This window comes from Kribbella sp. NPDC104218 (genome assembly GCF_055584105.1).
The window spans coordinates 161,351-177,042 of sequence record NZ_JBVJMQ010000003.1; the positions used below are offsets into that span (position 1 = coordinate 161,351).

Consider the following 15,692-nt stretch of genomic DNA (forward strand, 5'->3'; position numbering starts at 1 on the left):
CGGAGGAGGAGTCGGATGACCGCGTTGGGAAATCTGGATCTGCTGGACGGCCGGGAGATCCCGCGGGTCGGGCTGGGCGTCTGGCAGACGCCGGACGGGCCGGACTGCGAGCGGGCGGTGGCGGCGGCGCTCGAGGCCGGGTACCGGCTGATCGACACCGCGCAGGACTACGGGAACGAGGTCAGCGTCGGGCGGGCGATCCGGGCGAGCGGGATCCCGCGCGAGGAGATCTTCCTGACGACGAAGTTCCGGCCGGACGGGCGCCAGCCGTTCACCGCGGCGCAGGAGAGCGTCGAGCGGCTCGGCGTCGACTACCTCGATCTGTATCTCGTGCACTGGCCGGAGGGCGGCCCGACCTGGGCCTGGCCAGAGATGGAGCAGGCGGCCAAGGCCGGGCTGACGCGCAGCCTCGGCGTCTCCAACTTCAGCGCGGACGAGATGGCCGAGCTGGCCAAGGTCGCCGAGATCCCGGCGGTGCTGAACCAGGTGTACTTCAGCCCGTTCGTCTACCGCCGGGGCCTGCTCGAGTTCTGCGAGACCGCCGGTGTCGTCCTGCAGGCCTACAGCCCACTCGGCACCGGCGACCACCTGAGCGACCCGGTGGTCGGGCGGATCGCGGCCGAGGTGGGCCGGACACCGGCGCAGGTGCTGATCCGGTGGGCCTACGACCGCGGCGTCTCGGTGATCCCGAAGTCCGCGAACCCGGCGCGGATCGCCGAGAACTTCGCGCTCGACTTCGAGCTGGACGGCGCCGCCCTCGAGGCCCTCGACGCCCTGGACACCTCCGGCGGGAGCGCGGAAGCGATGCACCCGAACGGCAAGTGGTGGTAACACCCGACCCCACGCAGACCGGCGTCCGACTGATCGTGCAGGGTGACGACTTCGGCATGTGCCACGCGGTGAACGTGGGCACGATCCAGGCGTTCCGCGAGGGGATCCTGACTCAGACGTCGACGATGGCCGCCTGTCCGTGGTTCACCGAGGCGGCGGCGCTGGCCCGCGCGACCGGCATCCCGCTCGGCGTCCATCAGACGCTGACGTGCGAGTGGGACCACTTGCGCTGGCGGCCGCTGACCGGCGGGGCTTCGCTGGTGGACGCCGATGGCACGTTCTACCGGACGGTCGCCGAAGCGGCGGCCGCGATCTCGGCCGACGACGCGCTGGCCGAACTGACCGCGCAGGTGGCCCGATTCGCGGCCGAAGGGCTGACCTTCGACTACCTCGACGTCCACATGGGGCAGTCGGCGACGCCCGCGGTGTACGAGGAGGTCGCGCGGGCGGCCGGGAAGCCGTTCGTGTTCGGGCCGGCCGAGTCGCGGCGGTTCGGGTCGATCGCGACGCTGAGTGACCGCGACGCCGAGGGCAAGCGGGACTGGCTGCTCGCGTACCTCGACGCGTTGACGCCGGGAGTGCATCTGCTGATCACGCACTGTGCAGTTGCGGAACCTGAGCTGGGTGCGCTCACGTCGCCGGGGACGGAGACCTACCGCTGGGCCGAGGAGTACCGCTTGTCGGACCAGGCGCTGGTGACGGATCCGCGGATCCGGCGCGAGATCGAGGACCGCGGGATCGCCCTGGTCTCGGTCGGGGAGGCCTTCGGCTAGGTGATGCGGGGTGAGCGGGCGCATACTGGAAGCAAATGGAGCCTTCACGTTCTACACGCCGCCACCTGTCCACCAGCCCGTTCAAGCCGCGGGTCGAAGCGCCGGTCAAGACGTTCGAGGCCGGAGACCGGGTCTCGCACGACAAGGAAGGCATCGGCCGGATCAGCACCGTCGAAGGCACTCACGCGGTCGTCGTGGACTTCGGGAACGGCCGGCTGCTCCGCGTCATGGCGCCTTTCACCAAACTGCACGTGCTCTGATCCCACAGGCTGGGACAGACACCCATAAGTCAACTGTTTTTGTAGACTTTGAGGGTCGGTCTCGTTCACCAGGCGAGATCGCCGGAGCCGGCCGGTGCGGCGGGGCGGAAACTGCCGCGCCGACCGGCTCGTCAGCTCAGCGGCCGGTGCTGCCGTCGATCAGCTCGCGGAGGATATCCGCGTGCCCCGCGTGGCGGCCGGTCTCCTCGATCATGTGCGTCAGCGCCCAGCGCACGGTCGGCGCCCCCGGGTACGGCAGCGGCGCGCCGGGGTCCGGGCAGCCGTCCAGGATGGTGTTCGCCTCCGCGACCGTCTGCCGGTAGCGCGCGACCACGACGTCCACCGAGTCCTCAGGCGCGGCGTGGAAGGTCTTGGGCCAGCTGCGCACCTTGGCGCCCAGCAGAATCGCCCGCTCGACGTAGGTCAGATGGTTGAGCAGCCCGAGCAGATTCGTCCCGGACGGGACGGCAGCCGCGCGGGCCGCCGCCTCCGGGGCGCCGTCCACCTTCGCGGCGACGGACTCGCGCAGATAGTCGAGGAAGCCGCGCAGGGTCTCGGTTTCGCTGCCGGCGGTGCGCGGCGGCGGGGTGTCGCGGCGGCGTCGGGGCATGGTCGTCTCCTCAGGTCGTGGAACGCCAGTTTTGCCGCCGGCCGCGCGGAGCGGTGCGGATGTTGCCGGTTCGGCAACTCGGGGTTCGAGTGGCGGGGCGAGCGGATGTGCGGTGGGATCAGGAGGTTGCGGGACGTGTGGTCCCGGCGTTCGGAGGCACTGTGAGGCGCATCGCTCGGGTGGTCGTGGGTTTGCTCGCGGCCGCTCTTCTGTTCGGTCCGGCCGGTCGCGCGGAGGCGGCCGGGCAGCGGCCGCACTGCTCGGTGGTCTGGTTCGACCTCGGGAACACGTTGGTGAACACGACGGTTCCGGGGCAGACGACGTACATGGACGGCGCTCTGCGGCATCTGCGCCAGCTGCGCGCCGTCGGGGTCCCGATCGGCGTGATCACGAACGTCCCGCCGGAGTGGGGGACGACGGACGCCGAGCGGGCCGCGGCGACCAAGGCATTCGTGGACTCGACCTGGGCCGAGGAGCGGCCGTTCCCCTGGGAATGGTTCGGCGACCGGTTCCTGACGCCGCGGACCAAGGCCGAGTCCAAGCCCGCGCTCGCGCTGTTCGAGCGCGGCCGCGACGCAGCGGCGCCGTGCCGGTCGTTCTACGAGGGCGAGACGCCCGCGGAGATCACGGCCGCCGACCAGGCCGGGCTGACCGGCTATCTGATCGGACAGCCGGATCGCCCCACCTATCTACCGATCTGGCGCGTGCTACTGCGGTAGCGCGGCTTCCATCCCGTCGAGGATCGCCCGGCAGTCGCGCTGCAACGTCGGCGCGTCCGCCGCGGTGAGCAGGAAGACGCCGAGCCAGTTGCGCGAGCCACCGGACGGATCGAAGGCCGGCACTCGGGTGCCCGTGGGCATCATGAACACGGGCACCGGCTCGACCGTGCTGCCGGGCGAGAGCAGCGCCGACCAGTCGACCTGCTCCGGATCCCAGACCGGCCGCGTCTGCCACGGCTCACCCGCGGTGTTGGCCGGGACGACGGCGACCGACGCCGCGGCGCGCTGCCCGTCGATCAGCATCGCGGGCGGGTAGTCGACCTGCTCGCCGAGCTGTTCGCGGATCAGCATGCCGATCGGGTCCAGGCCGAAGGCGATCTCGACCTGGCGCGTGGTCAGCAGGCCGCCGAAGCGGGCACCGACCTCGATCACCACGAGTTCGCCGTCCGCGCGCAGTTTGAGCTCGGTGTGGGTGCCGCAAGTGTCCAGGCCGAGCGCGTCGACCGCCCGCCGGGAGACCTCCTCGATCCGGCGCTGCAGCTCTTCGGGCAGCACACACGGCGAGGTGCTGGCGACCTCGATGTACGGCGGCACGGTCGGCAGCTTGGCCGTGATCGCCAGTGGGTGGTACTTGCCCTTGGCAACGATGCCCTCGACGCTCAGGTAGTCGCCGTAACCGCCGTCGGGATACCAGCCCTCGGTGGTGCCGTCGGCGATCTCTTCGACCAGGCGGTCGCCGTCGGTGTTCGGCTCGTAGAGCTCGTTCATTCCGACCTGGCCGCCACGCTCCAGCGCCTGCTCGATCTCCGCCCACGCCCCGGCCACTTGATCGGCCGACGTCAGCACGAGCTGGGCCACCGAACCTGCGCCCCACGCGGGCTTGAGCAGCAGCGGCGGCGTCATCGCGGCCAGCGCGCCGTGCAGGTCGGCAGCGGAGTCCACCCGGCGGAAGCGGGGGATCGGCACGCCCGCGGCCTGCCACGCCTGCCGCATCAGCCGCTTGTCCCGAGCCGCCCGGATCCCCGGTCCGGCGCCGGCCAGGCCGAGCCGATCCGCGGCATTCGCCACGGCCAGTACGGCGAACTCCGAAAGCGTGAACAGCGCGTCCGCGCCAATCGCGCGGGCGTGCTCGACGATCGCCTCGACCACCGGCTCGCCCGGCGTCAGCCCGCCGGGGCGCACGGTGATCGTCGTACAGCACGGCTCCCAGATCTCTTTGCCGGCTGCGGGTAGCGGCGACAGCGCGAGGACATGCAGCTCGCCGTGCTCCGCGAGCCGCGGGAACGCGGTCTCGAGCGGGGCGCCGCCCTTCACGTAGACGTACAGGATCTTCTTCACGCGACGCTCTCCTTGGTGGCCGCGCGGTCGCGGCTTCGGCTGACGAGTACGGCGAGGGCGGCCATCGACACGGTGACGGCGGCGGCCAGCAGGATCAGGAAGTCCGGCATCGCGCCGCGGGCGAGGAAACCGCCCAGCAGGAACACGACCAGCGCGCAGACGGCGCGATCGGCCAGCGACTCGATCGACAGCAACGTCGCACGGCGGGCCGGTTCGGTGATGGCCTGGTTGACGAGTTTGCGCTGCACCGGGAACGCGAGCCCGGAGGCCAGCGAGAAGACCGCGAGACAAGCCATCGTGCCGACCAGTCCCAGCGGGACGACGGAGGCCAGCGCGATCGCCATCAGCACGGTGAGCACCAGCACGACGCGGACCTGCCCGAACCGCGCCAGTACGGCGGACCGCGCGGCCCCGGCCACCTCGAACACGGTCGTCGCGGCCATCAGCACCCCGAACCAGTGCAGCGGCAGATCCTTGGACTCCAAAATCGGCTGGAACAGGTTGGCCTGCCCGATCCGGACCAATGTGAACACCGCAATGCCCTGCGCCATCAGCAGCATCAGCCGATTCGACTTGCCCAGTGATCGCAGCGCGCCCATGAGCGCGGGCAACACCGGTTCGACCGCGCCGTCCGACTCCGACGGCGGCAGCGCCGGGAAACCGAAGGCGATCACGGCCGCGATCCCGCAGGTCAGCGCCGACAAGACATACGGTGACGGCTCCCACCAGGCGGCCAGGAACCCGGCCGCGGGCAGACAAGCGATCCGGCCGATCAGCGTCCAGGCCCGGGCCGAGCCCTCGGCGCCCTGGTACGACGCCTCGTTCCCGGTCCGCCGCAGGTACTCGTACAGGTAGGCGCTGCCCGCGCCGGAGAACAGCGAATGTGCCACCGCGATCAGCAGGAACTGTACGAGGAACCCGGTGAAGGTCGGCTGCCAGACCGGGATGACGTTTGCGACCACGAGGATCAGCGCGCCGCCCTGCAGACACCGCCGGTAGTCGAACCGGTCGGCGATCATCCCGGTCGGGATGTCGACCAGGCAGAACGCCAGGTAGAAGATGCTCTGGATGGTGAAGATCTCGCGATCCGACAGCCCGGCCGAGCGCTGGATGACGTAGAAGACCGGCAGCCACCACAGCAACCCGGCGAAGAGCTGGAACGCGTTGTAGCGGCGAATCACCCGCGCCGCTTCGGGACTGCGCGCGCTCACGCGGCGAGCTGGTACGGACGGCACTGCAGCAGCACGATCCGGTCGCCGTCCACGAGCCACTCGACGTCCACCGGCGAGTCGACGAAACCGTCGGCGCCGGCGAAGTGGGCCTGCAGCAACCGGCCGACCAGGGCGAGCCGGCCCAGGGTCGCCTTCGCCCGGTCGTCGACGTCGGACGGTTCGGCGCCCATCGCGACCGTGCGGCTGCCGCCCTCCATCGTGTTGTAGAGGTGCTGCAGCGGATCGCGGTTACCCGACACGACGTCGTCCACCGAGTTCCGGGCCAGGTTCAGCAGGACGGACCGGAAGTCGCCGCGGTCGAGCGGGTTCGTGGTGACCATGACGCCGCCGAGCTCGCCGTCCAGCTGCTGCTGGACGACGACGCCCATGAAGCAGTCCGACAAGCCGATCCCGGCCTCGTCGCGGAGCAGCACGCCGCGCGTGGTGACGAGCGAGGCCCAGACCCGCTGGATGGCGTTGATGACGTCCTCGATCGACTCCGCCTCGGGGACCGACTCGTAGATGCCGGCGGCCGAGAAGCCGATCAGGTCCTCGGCGTTCGACGAGGAGCGGACGACGACGCGACCGGCGCCGGTGAGGTGCCGTAGGACGGCGTCCTCGATGAGCGTGCGCAGATCGGCGGGCAGCGGGGTGTCGCGGATCAGGCCGCCGAGCTCGGCGCACAGCGCGTCGACCTCGCCGCCGAGGGCCAGCGCCATCTTCAGTTTGCCGATCGTCTGCTGGATCGCCGGTGACGATTCGAGGAACTGCTGCTGCAACGCGAACGGCAGCGCGACCCCACGCGGGACGACGGTCTGCTCGCGCACCATCCGCAACGCGGCCTGGGACAGCTCGCCGACGTCCGTGCCGTCGACATCCAGATGCCGGGCCAGGTATTCGAGCAGATGCGGCCGCGGCGGGCGCGGGGCCTCGTAGAAGCCCAGCCAGTACGGCGATCCGTCGCGCAGGACGGCGGTCAGCTCGCCCAGATTGGCCGCCTTCGTGCCGAACCGGTGCGCATCGGTCGCGCGGAGCTGGTCGAGCGGCAGGATCTGCGCCGCGGCCAGGTCGGGCTTGCCGATGTCGACCTGCGTGACCGCCCACGGCGGCCCGTCGTCCACCGACTCCGGCCGGTCGATCGGGGCCAGGCTCAGCCCGGCCGGGTCGACGGTCAGCTCGATCCAGGTGCCGTCCAAGCCGGCGTACGTCGCGAGCGCGTCCTGCTGGATCGCGTTCGGGATACCCCAGCCGGCGGCCAGGACGTTGGTGTGCGACAGGGGAGTGGTGTGCCGGGCGTTGATCAGCCCGGACAACCGCGGGATGTCATCGGGCATCCGTTCCATCACCAGGATGTCGTGCCAGCGCACCGGATCGGTCGTCGCGCGGTACTCCGCCTCCGACGCGAACAGCCGCAACCGGCCGGTCGTCGTCCCGGGGTTCAGCGGTACGTACGACGCCGTCGAGTACAGCTCGTGCGCGAGGATCCGCGGGATGCCGGCGGCCGGGAACCCTTCCTGGAAATGGTTCGCCGGCTTCAGCAGCACCGGGACGCCGTCGTCGACGAGCGTGCGGACCGTGCGGTAGAAGGTGTGCAGCAGGTCCGCGCTCATCGTGTCGACCTCGACGGTCTCGAGCGAGAGGAACCGGCCGCCGTACTCCGAGCGGTCGTGCAGCGCCAGCGTCCCGAGCAGGAAGCGCCGATCGGCGGCCCGGTAGACGGAGTCGTTGAACGCGTCCAGGTTGCGGGCCAGCTCGGCGCGCGTCATCCCGAGCACCCGCTCGGCGACGTACTGGACGTGCAGCAGGCGATCGGCGCCGTCGATCAGGTGGACCGTCGCGGTCTCCAGATCGAGCACCAGCTTGACGTACGGGTAGCCCGCGACGGTCGTCGCGAGACCGGCGAAGTCGGTCAGAGTCAGTCGGTCACCCGGCAAGGCGGGAACCACAGCGGCCAGGACAAGAGGGGCGGTAGGCACGAGGGATCAGCCTAAGGGAGAACCTGCGACGTACGGTAGTTTTCGTGACGCTGTGTGAGCGCAATCACCAGCCGCCCGAGCGGGTGCGGATGGTCCGCCGGTCGTGTTGACTGCTTCCTACGAATCGACGACTGGGGGCGGCGATGGAGTTCGGAGTACTCGGGCCCCTCGAGGTGCGGGCGGGCGGGACGGCCCGCGCGGTGACCAAGGCGCAGGCGCGGCTGCTGGCCGTCCTGTTGTGCCGGCCGAACCAGTGGCAGCGCGCGGATCTGCTGACCGATCTGCTGTGGGGCGACGCCGACGGCAACCCCGCACGCCTGCAGGTGCTGGTGTTCCGGTTGCGCAAGTCACTCGGCGAGCCGGAGCGGATCGAGCATCACGACGGCAACTACCGGATCGTCATCGGCCCCGCTGAGCTGGACGCCGACCGGTTCCTGGACCATCGCCGGGCCGGCGCCGCGGCGCTCGGCCGCGGTGAGCTGGACGACGCCGTCCGGCAGCTCCGGGCAGGGCTCGCGGTGTGGCGGGGCGACGCGTTCACCGGGCTCGACGAGTCGGCGCTGGTCGCGGCCGAGGTGATCCGGTTGCAGGGCGAGCGGCTCGCGGCCGCGGAGGCGCTGTACGAGGCGGAGATCCGGCGCGGGACGGCCGCCGACGCCATCGACGAGTTGTCGGAGCTGGCGGCCGCGTACCCGCTCCGCGAGACCCTGACCGCGCTGTTGCTGCGGGGCCTGCACCAATGCGGACGGCGAGCCGAGGCGCTCACGCTCTATCAGCGGGCGCGGGCGCAGCTGATCGAGGAGCTCGGGCTCGAACCCGGGCAGGAGTTGCGGGCCGCGCAGGCGCTCGTCCTCGCTGAGGACGCCGAGCCGGAGCCCGTGAGTGGCGAGCCGGTGCGGCCGCGGCAGCTGCCACCGGATCCGGTGGACGTCGCCGGTCGTGCGGCCGAGCTCGATCAGGTGGCCGGGCTGGTCGCGGCGCACAGCTCGGCCGCGGCGCCGCTGGTGATCGCGATCGACGGTTCGGCCGGCATCGGGAAGACGACTTTCGCGCTGCACGTCGCGCATCGGGTCAGCGAGCACTACCAGGACGGCCAGATCTTCCTCGACCTGCGCGGGTACTCCTCGGGTGAGCCGATCGACTCGGCCACCGCCTTGCAGTTCGTGTTGCGGGCCCTCGGCGTCCCGCCGAAGCAGATTCCGGCGGACGCCGGCGAACGGTCGGCGATGCTGCGGTCGAGGCTGGCCGGTCAGCGGCTGCTGATCGTGCTCGACAACGCCCGGAACGCGGAGCAGATCCGGCCGCTGCTGCCCGCGGCCGACTGCCTGCTGCTGGTGACAAGCCGGAACCAGCTGCGCGGCCTGGCTGTGCACGACGGCGCGCACCGGATCACCCTGCGACCGCTGCCGCCCGACGCGGCCGGCGGCGTCCTCACCGGCGCGGTCGGTCGCAGCCGGGCCGCGGACGATCCGGACGCCGTCGCCCGGCTGGCCGAGTTGTGCGGCCGGATCCCGCTCGCGCTGCGGATCGCGGGGGAGCGCGCGTCCCGGTTCCCCGGCGATCTCGCGACGCTCGCGGCCGAGCTGTCGGACGAACACCAACGGCTCGATCACCTCGGCGACGCCGACGACCCCGCGGCCGATCTGCGCGCGGCGTTCTCCTGGTCGTACCACACGCTCTCGGCCGAGGACGCCCGCACGTTCCGGCTGCTCGGCCTCCATCCGTCCGGCACGATCGGGTTGCCGGCTGCCGCCGTCCTGACCGCCGGGACGCCGCGCGCGGTCCGCCGGTCGCTCGATCGGCTGGTCGCCCATCACCTGCTCGAAGAACCGCAGCCGGGTCGCTTCAAACTGCACGACCTGCTCCGCCTGTATGCCGCGGAGCTGGCCGCCGAGGAGGGCAGCGCGGCCGACGTCCGTGCGACAACGCTCGCCCTGCTGGACTGGTATCTCGCGACCGCGGCCTGCGCGCACCAGGCGATCCGCCCGCGCGGAACGGCCAGCCCGGTCGTGACCGCGCCCGCGGCGGACGTCGTCCCGCTGCGGTTCGCTGACGCGCCCCAGGCGCTGGACTGGTGTGAGGCCGAGTGTGCAGCGCTGATCGACCTGCTGCAGCGCGCCTTCGACCAGGAGTTCTACGAGCACGCGTGGCAGCTGGCCTGGGCGCTCAACTCGTACTTCGCCACCCGGCTGAACCTCGACGACTGGCGGACGGCGGCGGTGCTCGGCCGCCGGGCCGCGGAGCGCACGGGCTCCGAGCGGGCGCTGATGTTCGCCACCAACGTCGAAGGGTTCATGTATCTGGACTCGTCCCGGCTCGACGAGGGGCGGCGCTGCTACGAGGCCGCGCTGGACATCGCGCTGCGGATCGGCGACAGCTCCCGGCAGGCGACCATCCTGACCAACCTCGGCCTGGTCGCCGCCGGGCAAGGCGATTTCCGGCTGGCGGTCGAGTTGCACGAGAAGGCGCTGGCGGCCGAGGCCGCGGCGCCCGAAGAGGACTCCGCGATCTTCACCACCGCGCTCAACCTCAGCGCGGCACAAGGTGCCCTGGGCAACTTTCACGAGGCGATCCGGTACGGCGAGCTGGCGGTCGCGCACTTCCGCAACCACCGCAACGCGCCGATGGAGCCGCTGGCGCTGTCCAATATCGCCGAGGCGTACCTGTGTCTCGGCGATCACGAACAGGCCCGCGACTACTGCCGGCAGGCGCTGGAGCTGTTCGCGTTCCTCGACGGTAAACAAGGCCGCGCGAACGCGCTGACCGTCCTCGGCCGCGCGCACCTGGCCGCCGGTGACCGCGAGCCGGCCGCGGAGGCCTGGCGCGAGGCCCGCCAGCTCCTGCTGTCGACCGGCAACCCGCGGGTGGCCGACCTGGACGAACTGCTCGCGAAGCTGAGTTAGCGGCGGACCAGGCCGGACTCCCAGGCCCAGACGGCGATCTCGGTCCGGTTCCGGGCGACGATCTTGCGCTGGATCGAGGTCAGGTGCGATTTCACGGTCGACAGCGAGATCATCAGCTCCTGGGTGATCTCCGCGTTCGTCCGGCCGCGGGCGACGGCCCGGACCACTTCGAGCTCCCGGTCGGTCAGCGCGGGCTGCGCGCGCCGGACCTTAGCGTCCGGTTGCGCGAACTGCGCGAGCAGCCGGGTCGTGATGGACGGCGACACGAGCGACTCGCCGTTCGCCGCGGCCTGGACGGCCTCGACGAGCAGCCGCGGCCCGGCGTCCTTGAGCAGGAACCCGCAGGCGCCCGACCGGAGCGCCTCGTGCACGAGCTCGTCCAGGTCGAACGTCGTCACGACCAGCACCCGCAGCGGATCGCGAACCTCCGGCCCGGCCAGCGCCCGGGTCGCCTCGAGGCCGTCGACGAGCGGCATCCGGATGTCCATCAACGTCACGTCGGGCCGCAGCCGGCGGGCGAGGTCGATCGCGGCGCGCCCGTCCGCGGCCTCGCCGGCCACCTCGATATCGGGCTCGCGCTCCAGGATCAGCCGGAACCCCGTCCGGACCAGCGCCTGGTCGTCGGCCAGCAGCACCCGCAGTGTCACGACCCCTCCTCCGGTAGCGGCAGCTCGGCAAGCACTCGCCAGCCGCGGTCGCCGTCCTCGCCTGCGACCAGCCGGCCGCCCAACGCGTCGATCCGCTCCCGCATCCCGATCAGGCCGTAGCCGCCGGCCATCCGCCGCCCGCGTGCCGGGCGTACGCCGTCGTTGCGGATCACGACTCGCAGGTATCCGCCGTCCGCCTGGAGGTCGACCGTGATGCGCCGGGCGTCAGGGGCGTGCCGCCGGACATTGGTCAGCGACTCCAGCAGCACGCGGTGCACGGTCGACACCGTGACGGCTGCGATGGGGAGCCCGGCGAGCTCGGGCGCCATCCGCACGGTCACCAAGTCATTGCCGTCGACAACAGTCTCGACCGCTTCGGTAAGCCCGCCGGCGGTCGGCGGCGCCTGGTCCGGACTGCGCAGTACGGTGACGAGACTCCGGACGGCGGCCAGCGCCTCGGCCCCGGCCTTCTCGATCTCGCCGAGCATCTCCTGGTCACTGCCGACGACCTGAGCCGCCTGCGCACGGACGACGACGCCGGTGATGTGGTGGGCGACCAGATCGTGCAGCTCACGGGCGAGGGCGAGCCGCTCGCGGTTACGGGCCGCTGCCAGCGCTGCCTCGCGGCGAGCGACGCTGTCCCGCAGGATCAGCCCGACCGCGACGGCGCAGCCCCACAGCAGGGCCCAGATGATCGCGATCGTGAGCGCGGGCTCCTGATCGCCGTACCGGAGCTTGGGCGCCGCCGTCACGGCCAGCCCGCCGAGGACGGCGAGCGCGGCCGCGGAACGGGGGAGGAGCCGATGGCAACAGGCTCCGACGAGCAGGAACAGCGCGAGCGCCTCGGTGTCACCGCCGAACGGAGCCTCCAGCTGAAGCAGGAAGCCGAGCGCACTGGAGGCCAGAGAGACCGAGACCGCGGCCGCCGCCAGTTGGGTGAGCCGCTCGGGGTAGCGGCGGCGCAGCAGGGCGAGGACCGCGATGACGCAGCCCGACGCGAAGTAGAACACCTCGCCGGGCTGCGGTGCGTCCAGGATGATCCGCCGGACCAGCTCCTCGCCGGACAAACCGGCGAGGAGCACGATCTCGAGGATCAGTAGGCCGCGATAGGTGACACGGGTCACTGCGGCGCCGCCGCTGCCGAGCAGGCGTAGTCGTGCGCCGGGCGCTCACCGGTCAGCAGGAACGTCGTGACCGGGTAGTTCGCGCACTGGTTGCGGCCGAACAGGTAGGTGCCGTGGCCGCCCTGATCGGCGGTGACCATGACGGCCCGGTCGCCGAACGCCTTCCGCAGCGCCTTGGCGCCGGCCAGCGGGGTGGCCGGGTCGCGCTCGTTCTGCACCATCAGCACATTCGACGGTCCGCGGTCGGTGATGCGGACGGCGGGCTCGGTCGGGTCGGCCCAGAACGCGCACGGCTGGATGTTGGCCGCGGCCGCGCCGAACAACGGGTACCGGATCCTGTCCACTGCCACCTTCTGCTGATAGGTCTTGACACTCGTAGGCCACCGGGAGTCGTTGCAGATCATGGCATAGCGACCGGAGATCAGGTTGTCCGCGCCGTCGGCCTTCGCGACGGCGTCGGTCGCCTCGATCGGCGGCAGCGGCTGATCCGTGTCGACCGCTTTCCACAGCTGGGCCAGCGGCGCCAGCTGGGTGGGCCCGTAGGAGTAGGCGAACAGCAGCAGCCGGAAGATCGTGCCGTCGAGCTCGTCGACCGGCTTCTTGTCCAGCTTCGCGGCGAGCTCGAAGTACTTCGCCTTGATCTGCGCCGGCGTCCGGCCCAGACCGTACTCGCGGTGGTTGGCGGCTGCGTACGCCGCGAAGTCCGGGAAGCGGTCCTCGACGCCTTGGCCCCACAGGCGTTCGCTCGGGTAGTCCCAGCCGCCGGCGCCCAGGTTGCTGTCCAGGACGACGCGGTCGCTGCGTTCGGGGAAGAGCGTGGCGAACAGCGCGCCGAGATGGGTGCCCCACGAGGCGCCGAGGTACGACGCCTTCGGCTCGCCCAGCGCGGCCCGGATCCGATCCATGTCCCGCGCGGTGTTGGCGGTCGAGATGTGCCGCATGATGTCCGCGGTCTTGGACGACGCGCACTGCGCGGCGATCTGCTTGACCTCACCGGCGCGCTTGGTGACGTCGGTGGCCGAGCGCGCGTACGGCGGAATGTTGCCGTAGCGCTGTTGTTCCGCGGTCAGGTCGCAGCTCACCGGCGTACTGTGCCCGATCCCGCGCGGATCGAACCCGATCACGTCGTACGCGTCCCGGACGTTCTGCGGCAGCTTGGCCGCCACCAGGGTCGCCGGGTAGCCGAGCCCGGAGCTGGGCCCGCCGGGGTTGGTGAGCAGGATGCCGCGGCGCTGCTCGGGTTTCTTGCTCGGCAGCCGGGAGATCGCGATCTCGATCGTCCGCCCGCCGGGCTGACGGTAGTCGAGGGGGACGTCGAGTGTCGTGCACTGCAGTCCGGGTGGGACGGGCACGCCCGGCGAGACGGCGTCCGCCGGGCACGCACCCCAGTCGAGATTGTCCTTGCGGGGCGGCGGTTCGGCCTGCGATGTACCGGGAATCGTTGCCGTGGCCAACGTGGCGAGGGCGATCCCCAAGGACAAGGTTTTCCGCATCTGACTTTCCTTCGGACGAGGTCGATGTGGTCGGCACCCACTCTTCCGATCGGCTCGTCCGCGCACATCACCCGCGCGGCTGGTCCGCCACCGGCCGAAAGTACGACGTGCCGGCGTCCGTGGTCTGCCGCTGCGCGGCGGCCGCGAGCGCGATCATCACGGCTGGGATCAACAGGTCGTAGAGCAGCACGCCGCCGGTGTTACCGGGCGCGTGGTCGCTGCGGAAGAAGAACTGGAACAGGTGGCCGAGGTCGGCGCCCCACAGGAACATCCCGGCGCCGAGGCCGACGGTCATCCGCTCCCGGGCCGAGGACTTCGCCGACGCGGCGCGGAAGGCGAGGATCGTCAGGCAGAGGTTGGCGCAGCCGATCTCGAACTCGAACGGCGTCTGGCGGAAGCCGATCGCTTCGGCCATCACGCCGGGAATCGTGAAGAACGAGATCGTCATCCACAGGCTGCCGCCGCCGAGGGCCGCGCCGGCCCACCAGCGCTGCCAGATCTCCAGCCGCTCGGCCGGATCGGTCACGTGCCGGGTCCGGATCAGCGCGCCGGCGACTGCCAGCAGCAGCCAGATCATCGGGACCGAGGTCTGCAGGAGGTATGTCGTTGTGCTCATGACTTTAATCTTGCATGGTTAATATTAACTAGTCAAGAATGAGGTAGGCTCACCCCATGGATGACGGGTTGCCGGATTTGCTGCACCGCGTGGTGTTCTTGCTGGGGGAGGCCTCGCGCCGGGCGGCCGACGATCCGGGCGGCCTGACCTACAGCCAGATGCGGTTGCTGGGCACGCTGGAGGAGATCCAGCCCGCGACGCAGCACCGGCTCGCGCAGGCGCTGTCGGTCTCCGATCCGGCGATCAGCCGGGCGCTGAAACCGCTGGAGGCGGCCGGGCTGGTCCAGGTCCGCACCGATCCCGACCACGCGCGCCGCCGGCTGGTCGCGCTGACCGAGGCCGGGCGGAGCGCCTTCCACGACACCGGCCGGCCGCTGTACGAGCGGCTGCGGGTCGCGCTCGCCGAGGCCGGGTTCCCGTACGAGCGCTATCTCGCGGACACGGCCCGGCTGGCCGAGATCCTCAGCCCGAAACCCTAGGCCGCCCGAAGTCCTGCAGGACGAACGGCGGAATCCGCTCGGCGATCCCTTGGAGCACGGGCAGTACGGCGAGCGTGCCCGGGACGGTCCAGGGAGTCGGCGCCGCGACGACGATCAGCGGCCCGAAGATCCGGAACCGCAGTCCGGGGTTGGCGAGCAGGAACTCCATCATCAGCGGATGCAGTACGGCCGACGAGTAGCGGTGGTCCGCGCTGTACACGTCGAACGCGCGGTTGAACGCCTCGCTCTCGCTCTCGAACCGCGCGAGCGGCAGCTCGAACTGCCCCCGATCGCCGACGACCAGATCGGGCAGCGCGACCGGAAGCTCGACCGCGACCACGTGATTGACGACCTTGGTCGGGATCTTCCCGCCGCTGGAGTAGGTGTACTCCGCCATCCGGACCGGCCGGCCCGCGTACTGCCCGACGAGCATCCGGCGCAGGCGGCCGTTGTGCCGGAACGAGGCGGCCGCGGCCGAGCCGAGCATCGCGTCGGAGTCGACGCCCCGCTGCCAGCCGTACCGCTCGGCGCCGGCCTGGTCGCGTTTCAGCTGCGCCTTGTCCTTGTCGACCAGCGGGCCGACGAGCTTGATCAGCACCCAGCCGAGGAACCACAGCCAGCCGATCATCACCGCGAGGCCGCCCTGGATCCCCATGAACGCCTTGAACACCTCAGCGACCGTCAGCCCGAACACCCCCGCAACCTAGCGGAT

At 71.2% G+C, this 15,692-nt stretch carries 15 protein-coding genes; 6 read left to right on the top strand and 9 right to left on the bottom strand.

Annotated elements, in window-relative coordinates:
- Positions 1–15: 15 nt before the first annotated feature.
- From ACZ6ZD_RS25755 to ACZ6ZD_RS25765, 3 genes are read left to right on the top strand one after another with little or no spacing between them, the layout of a single operon-like run.
- A complete protein-coding gene (locus tag ACZ6ZD_RS25755; RefSeq protein ID WP_465676384.1) occupies positions 16–831 on the top strand; it encodes an aldo/keto reductase in 816 nt (271 codons plus the stop codon).
- Positions 822–1,604: a carbohydrate deacetylase gene (locus tag ACZ6ZD_RS25760; RefSeq protein ID WP_465676386.1), complete on the top strand. Its 783-nt coding sequence runs from the start codon at positions 822–824 to the stop codon at positions 1,602–1,604. The genes ACZ6ZD_RS25755 and ACZ6ZD_RS25760 overlap by 10 nt, the downstream gene beginning before the upstream one ends.
- A 35-nt stretch (positions 1,605–1,639) precedes the next feature.
- The gene (locus ACZ6ZD_RS25765; protein ID WP_465676388.1) at positions 1,640–1,864 is read left to right on the top strand and encodes a hypothetical protein; all 225 of its coding nucleotides are present in this window, start codon (positions 1,640–1,642) and stop codon (positions 1,862–1,864) included.
- 136 nt (positions 1,865–2,000) lie between these two features.
- Here ACZ6ZD_RS25765 and ACZ6ZD_RS25770 read toward each other — a convergent pair whose 3' ends face one another.
- The gene (locus tag ACZ6ZD_RS25770) at positions 2,001–2,474 is read right to left on the bottom strand and encodes a DinB family protein (protein ID WP_465676389.1); all 474 of its coding nucleotides are present in this window, start codon (positions 2,472–2,474) and stop codon (positions 2,001–2,003) included.
- Between the two features lie 161 nt (positions 2,475–2,635).
- On the opposite strand from ACZ6ZD_RS25770, the gene ACZ6ZD_RS25775 reads away from it, so the two are divergent.
- Positions 2,636–3,193, top strand: coding sequence for an HAD family hydrolase (locus tag ACZ6ZD_RS25775; protein WP_465676391.1), 558 nt, complete (start codon positions 2,636–2,638; stop codon positions 3,191–3,193).
- Here the strand turns inward: ACZ6ZD_RS25775 and ACZ6ZD_RS25780 are convergent.
- The 3 genes from ACZ6ZD_RS25780 to ACZ6ZD_RS25790 are packed head-to-tail and all read right to left on the bottom strand — an operon-like array spanning position 3,182 to position 7,718.
- Positions 3,182–4,531 (bottom strand): ATP-grasp domain-containing protein, encoded by a 1,350-nt coding sequence (locus ACZ6ZD_RS25780; protein WP_465676393.1) that lies wholly within the window; start codon positions 4,529–4,531, stop codon positions 3,182–3,184. The two genes, ACZ6ZD_RS25775 and ACZ6ZD_RS25780, sit on opposite strands and share 12 nt — an antisense overlap.
- Positions 4,528–5,742: an MFS transporter gene (locus tag ACZ6ZD_RS25785; protein ID WP_465676395.1), complete on the bottom strand. Its 1,215-nt coding sequence runs from the start codon at positions 5,740–5,742 to the stop codon at positions 4,528–4,530. The genes ACZ6ZD_RS25780 and ACZ6ZD_RS25785 overlap by 4 nt, the downstream gene beginning before the upstream one ends.
- Positions 5,739–7,718, bottom strand: coding sequence for a PEP/pyruvate-binding domain-containing protein (locus ACZ6ZD_RS25790; protein ID WP_465676397.1), 1,980 nt, complete (start codon positions 7,716–7,718; stop codon positions 5,739–5,741). The genes ACZ6ZD_RS25785 and ACZ6ZD_RS25790 overlap by 4 nt, the downstream gene beginning before the upstream one ends.
- Before the next feature lie 143 nt (positions 7,719–7,861).
- On the opposite strand from ACZ6ZD_RS25790, the gene ACZ6ZD_RS25795 reads away from it, so the two are divergent.
- Positions 7,862–10,621, top strand: coding sequence for an AfsR/SARP family transcriptional regulator (locus ACZ6ZD_RS25795; RefSeq protein WP_465676399.1), 2,760 nt, complete (start codon positions 7,862–7,864; stop codon positions 10,619–10,621).
- On the opposite strand, the gene ACZ6ZD_RS25800 is transcribed toward ACZ6ZD_RS25795, so the two are convergent.
- The 4 genes from ACZ6ZD_RS25800 to ACZ6ZD_RS25815 form a co-directional block, all read right to left on the bottom strand.
- The gene (locus tag ACZ6ZD_RS25800; RefSeq protein WP_465676401.1) at positions 10,618–11,268 is read right to left on the bottom strand and encodes a response regulator; all 651 of its coding nucleotides are present in this window, start codon (positions 11,266–11,268) and stop codon (positions 10,618–10,620) included. The genes ACZ6ZD_RS25795 and ACZ6ZD_RS25800 overlap by 4 nt on opposite strands.
- Positions 11,265–12,392 carry a sensor histidine kinase gene (locus ACZ6ZD_RS25805; RefSeq protein WP_465676402.1) on the bottom strand — a complete coding sequence of 376 codons (1,128 nt, stop codon included), beginning with the start codon at positions 12,390–12,392 and terminating at the stop codon, positions 11,265–11,267. The genes ACZ6ZD_RS25800 and ACZ6ZD_RS25805 overlap by 4 nt, the downstream gene beginning before the upstream one ends.
- Entirely contained in the window at positions 12,389–13,885 is a 1,497-nt protein-coding gene (locus ACZ6ZD_RS25810; RefSeq protein WP_465676404.1) for an alpha/beta hydrolase, read from the bottom strand. Before ACZ6ZD_RS25810 ends, ACZ6ZD_RS25805 begins: the two co-directional genes overlap by 4 nt.
- A 67-nt stretch (positions 13,886–13,952) precedes the next feature.
- Positions 13,953–14,501, bottom strand: a complete 549-nt coding sequence (locus tag ACZ6ZD_RS25815) for a DUF6790 family protein (RefSeq protein WP_465676406.1) — start codon at positions 14,499–14,501, stop codon at positions 13,953–13,955.
- A gap of 56 nt (positions 14,502–14,557) precedes the next feature.
- Here ACZ6ZD_RS25815 and ACZ6ZD_RS25820 point away from each other — a divergent pair, with 56 nt between their 5' ends.
- Positions 14,558–14,980, top strand: a complete 423-nt coding sequence (locus ACZ6ZD_RS25820; protein ID WP_465676408.1) for a MarR family winged helix-turn-helix transcriptional regulator — start codon at positions 14,558–14,560, stop codon at positions 14,978–14,980.
- On the opposite strand, the gene ACZ6ZD_RS25825 is transcribed toward ACZ6ZD_RS25820, so the two are convergent.
- Complete coding sequence (locus ACZ6ZD_RS25825; protein WP_465676410.1) at positions 14,964–15,674, bottom strand: hypothetical protein; 711 nt, start codon at positions 15,672–15,674, stop codon at positions 14,964–14,966. The genes ACZ6ZD_RS25820 and ACZ6ZD_RS25825 overlap by 17 nt on opposite strands.
- Positions 15,675–15,692 lie beyond the last annotated feature (18 nt).

Bases quoted from the DNA above. Each gene is read 5' to 3' on its own strand.
- ACZ6ZD_RS25820 (WP_465676408.1), top strand. From the start codon at position 14,558: ATGGATGACGGGTTGCCGGATTTGCTGCACCGCGTGGTGTTCTTGCTG.
- ACZ6ZD_RS25755 (WP_465676384.1), top strand. From the start codon at position 16: ATGACCGCGTTGGGAAATCTGGATCTGCTGGACGGCCGGGAGATCCCG.
- ACZ6ZD_RS25770 (WP_465676389.1), bottom strand. From the start codon at position 2,474: ATGCCCCGACGCCGCCGCGACACCCCGCCGCCGCGCACCGCCGGCAGC.
- ACZ6ZD_RS25765 (WP_465676388.1), top strand. From the start codon at position 1,640: ATGGAGCCTTCACGTTCTACACGCCGCCACCTGTCCACCAGCCCGTTC.
- ACZ6ZD_RS25815 (WP_465676406.1), bottom strand. From the start codon at position 14,501: ATGAGCACAACGACATACCTCCTGCAGACCTCGGTCCCGATGATCTGG.
- ACZ6ZD_RS25810 (WP_465676404.1), bottom strand. From the start codon at position 13,885: ATGCGGAAAACCTTGTCCTTGGGGATCGCCCTCGCCACGTTGGCCACG.
- ACZ6ZD_RS25795 (WP_465676399.1), top strand. From the start codon at position 7,862: ATGGAGTTCGGAGTACTCGGGCCCCTCGAGGTGCGGGCGGGCGGGACG.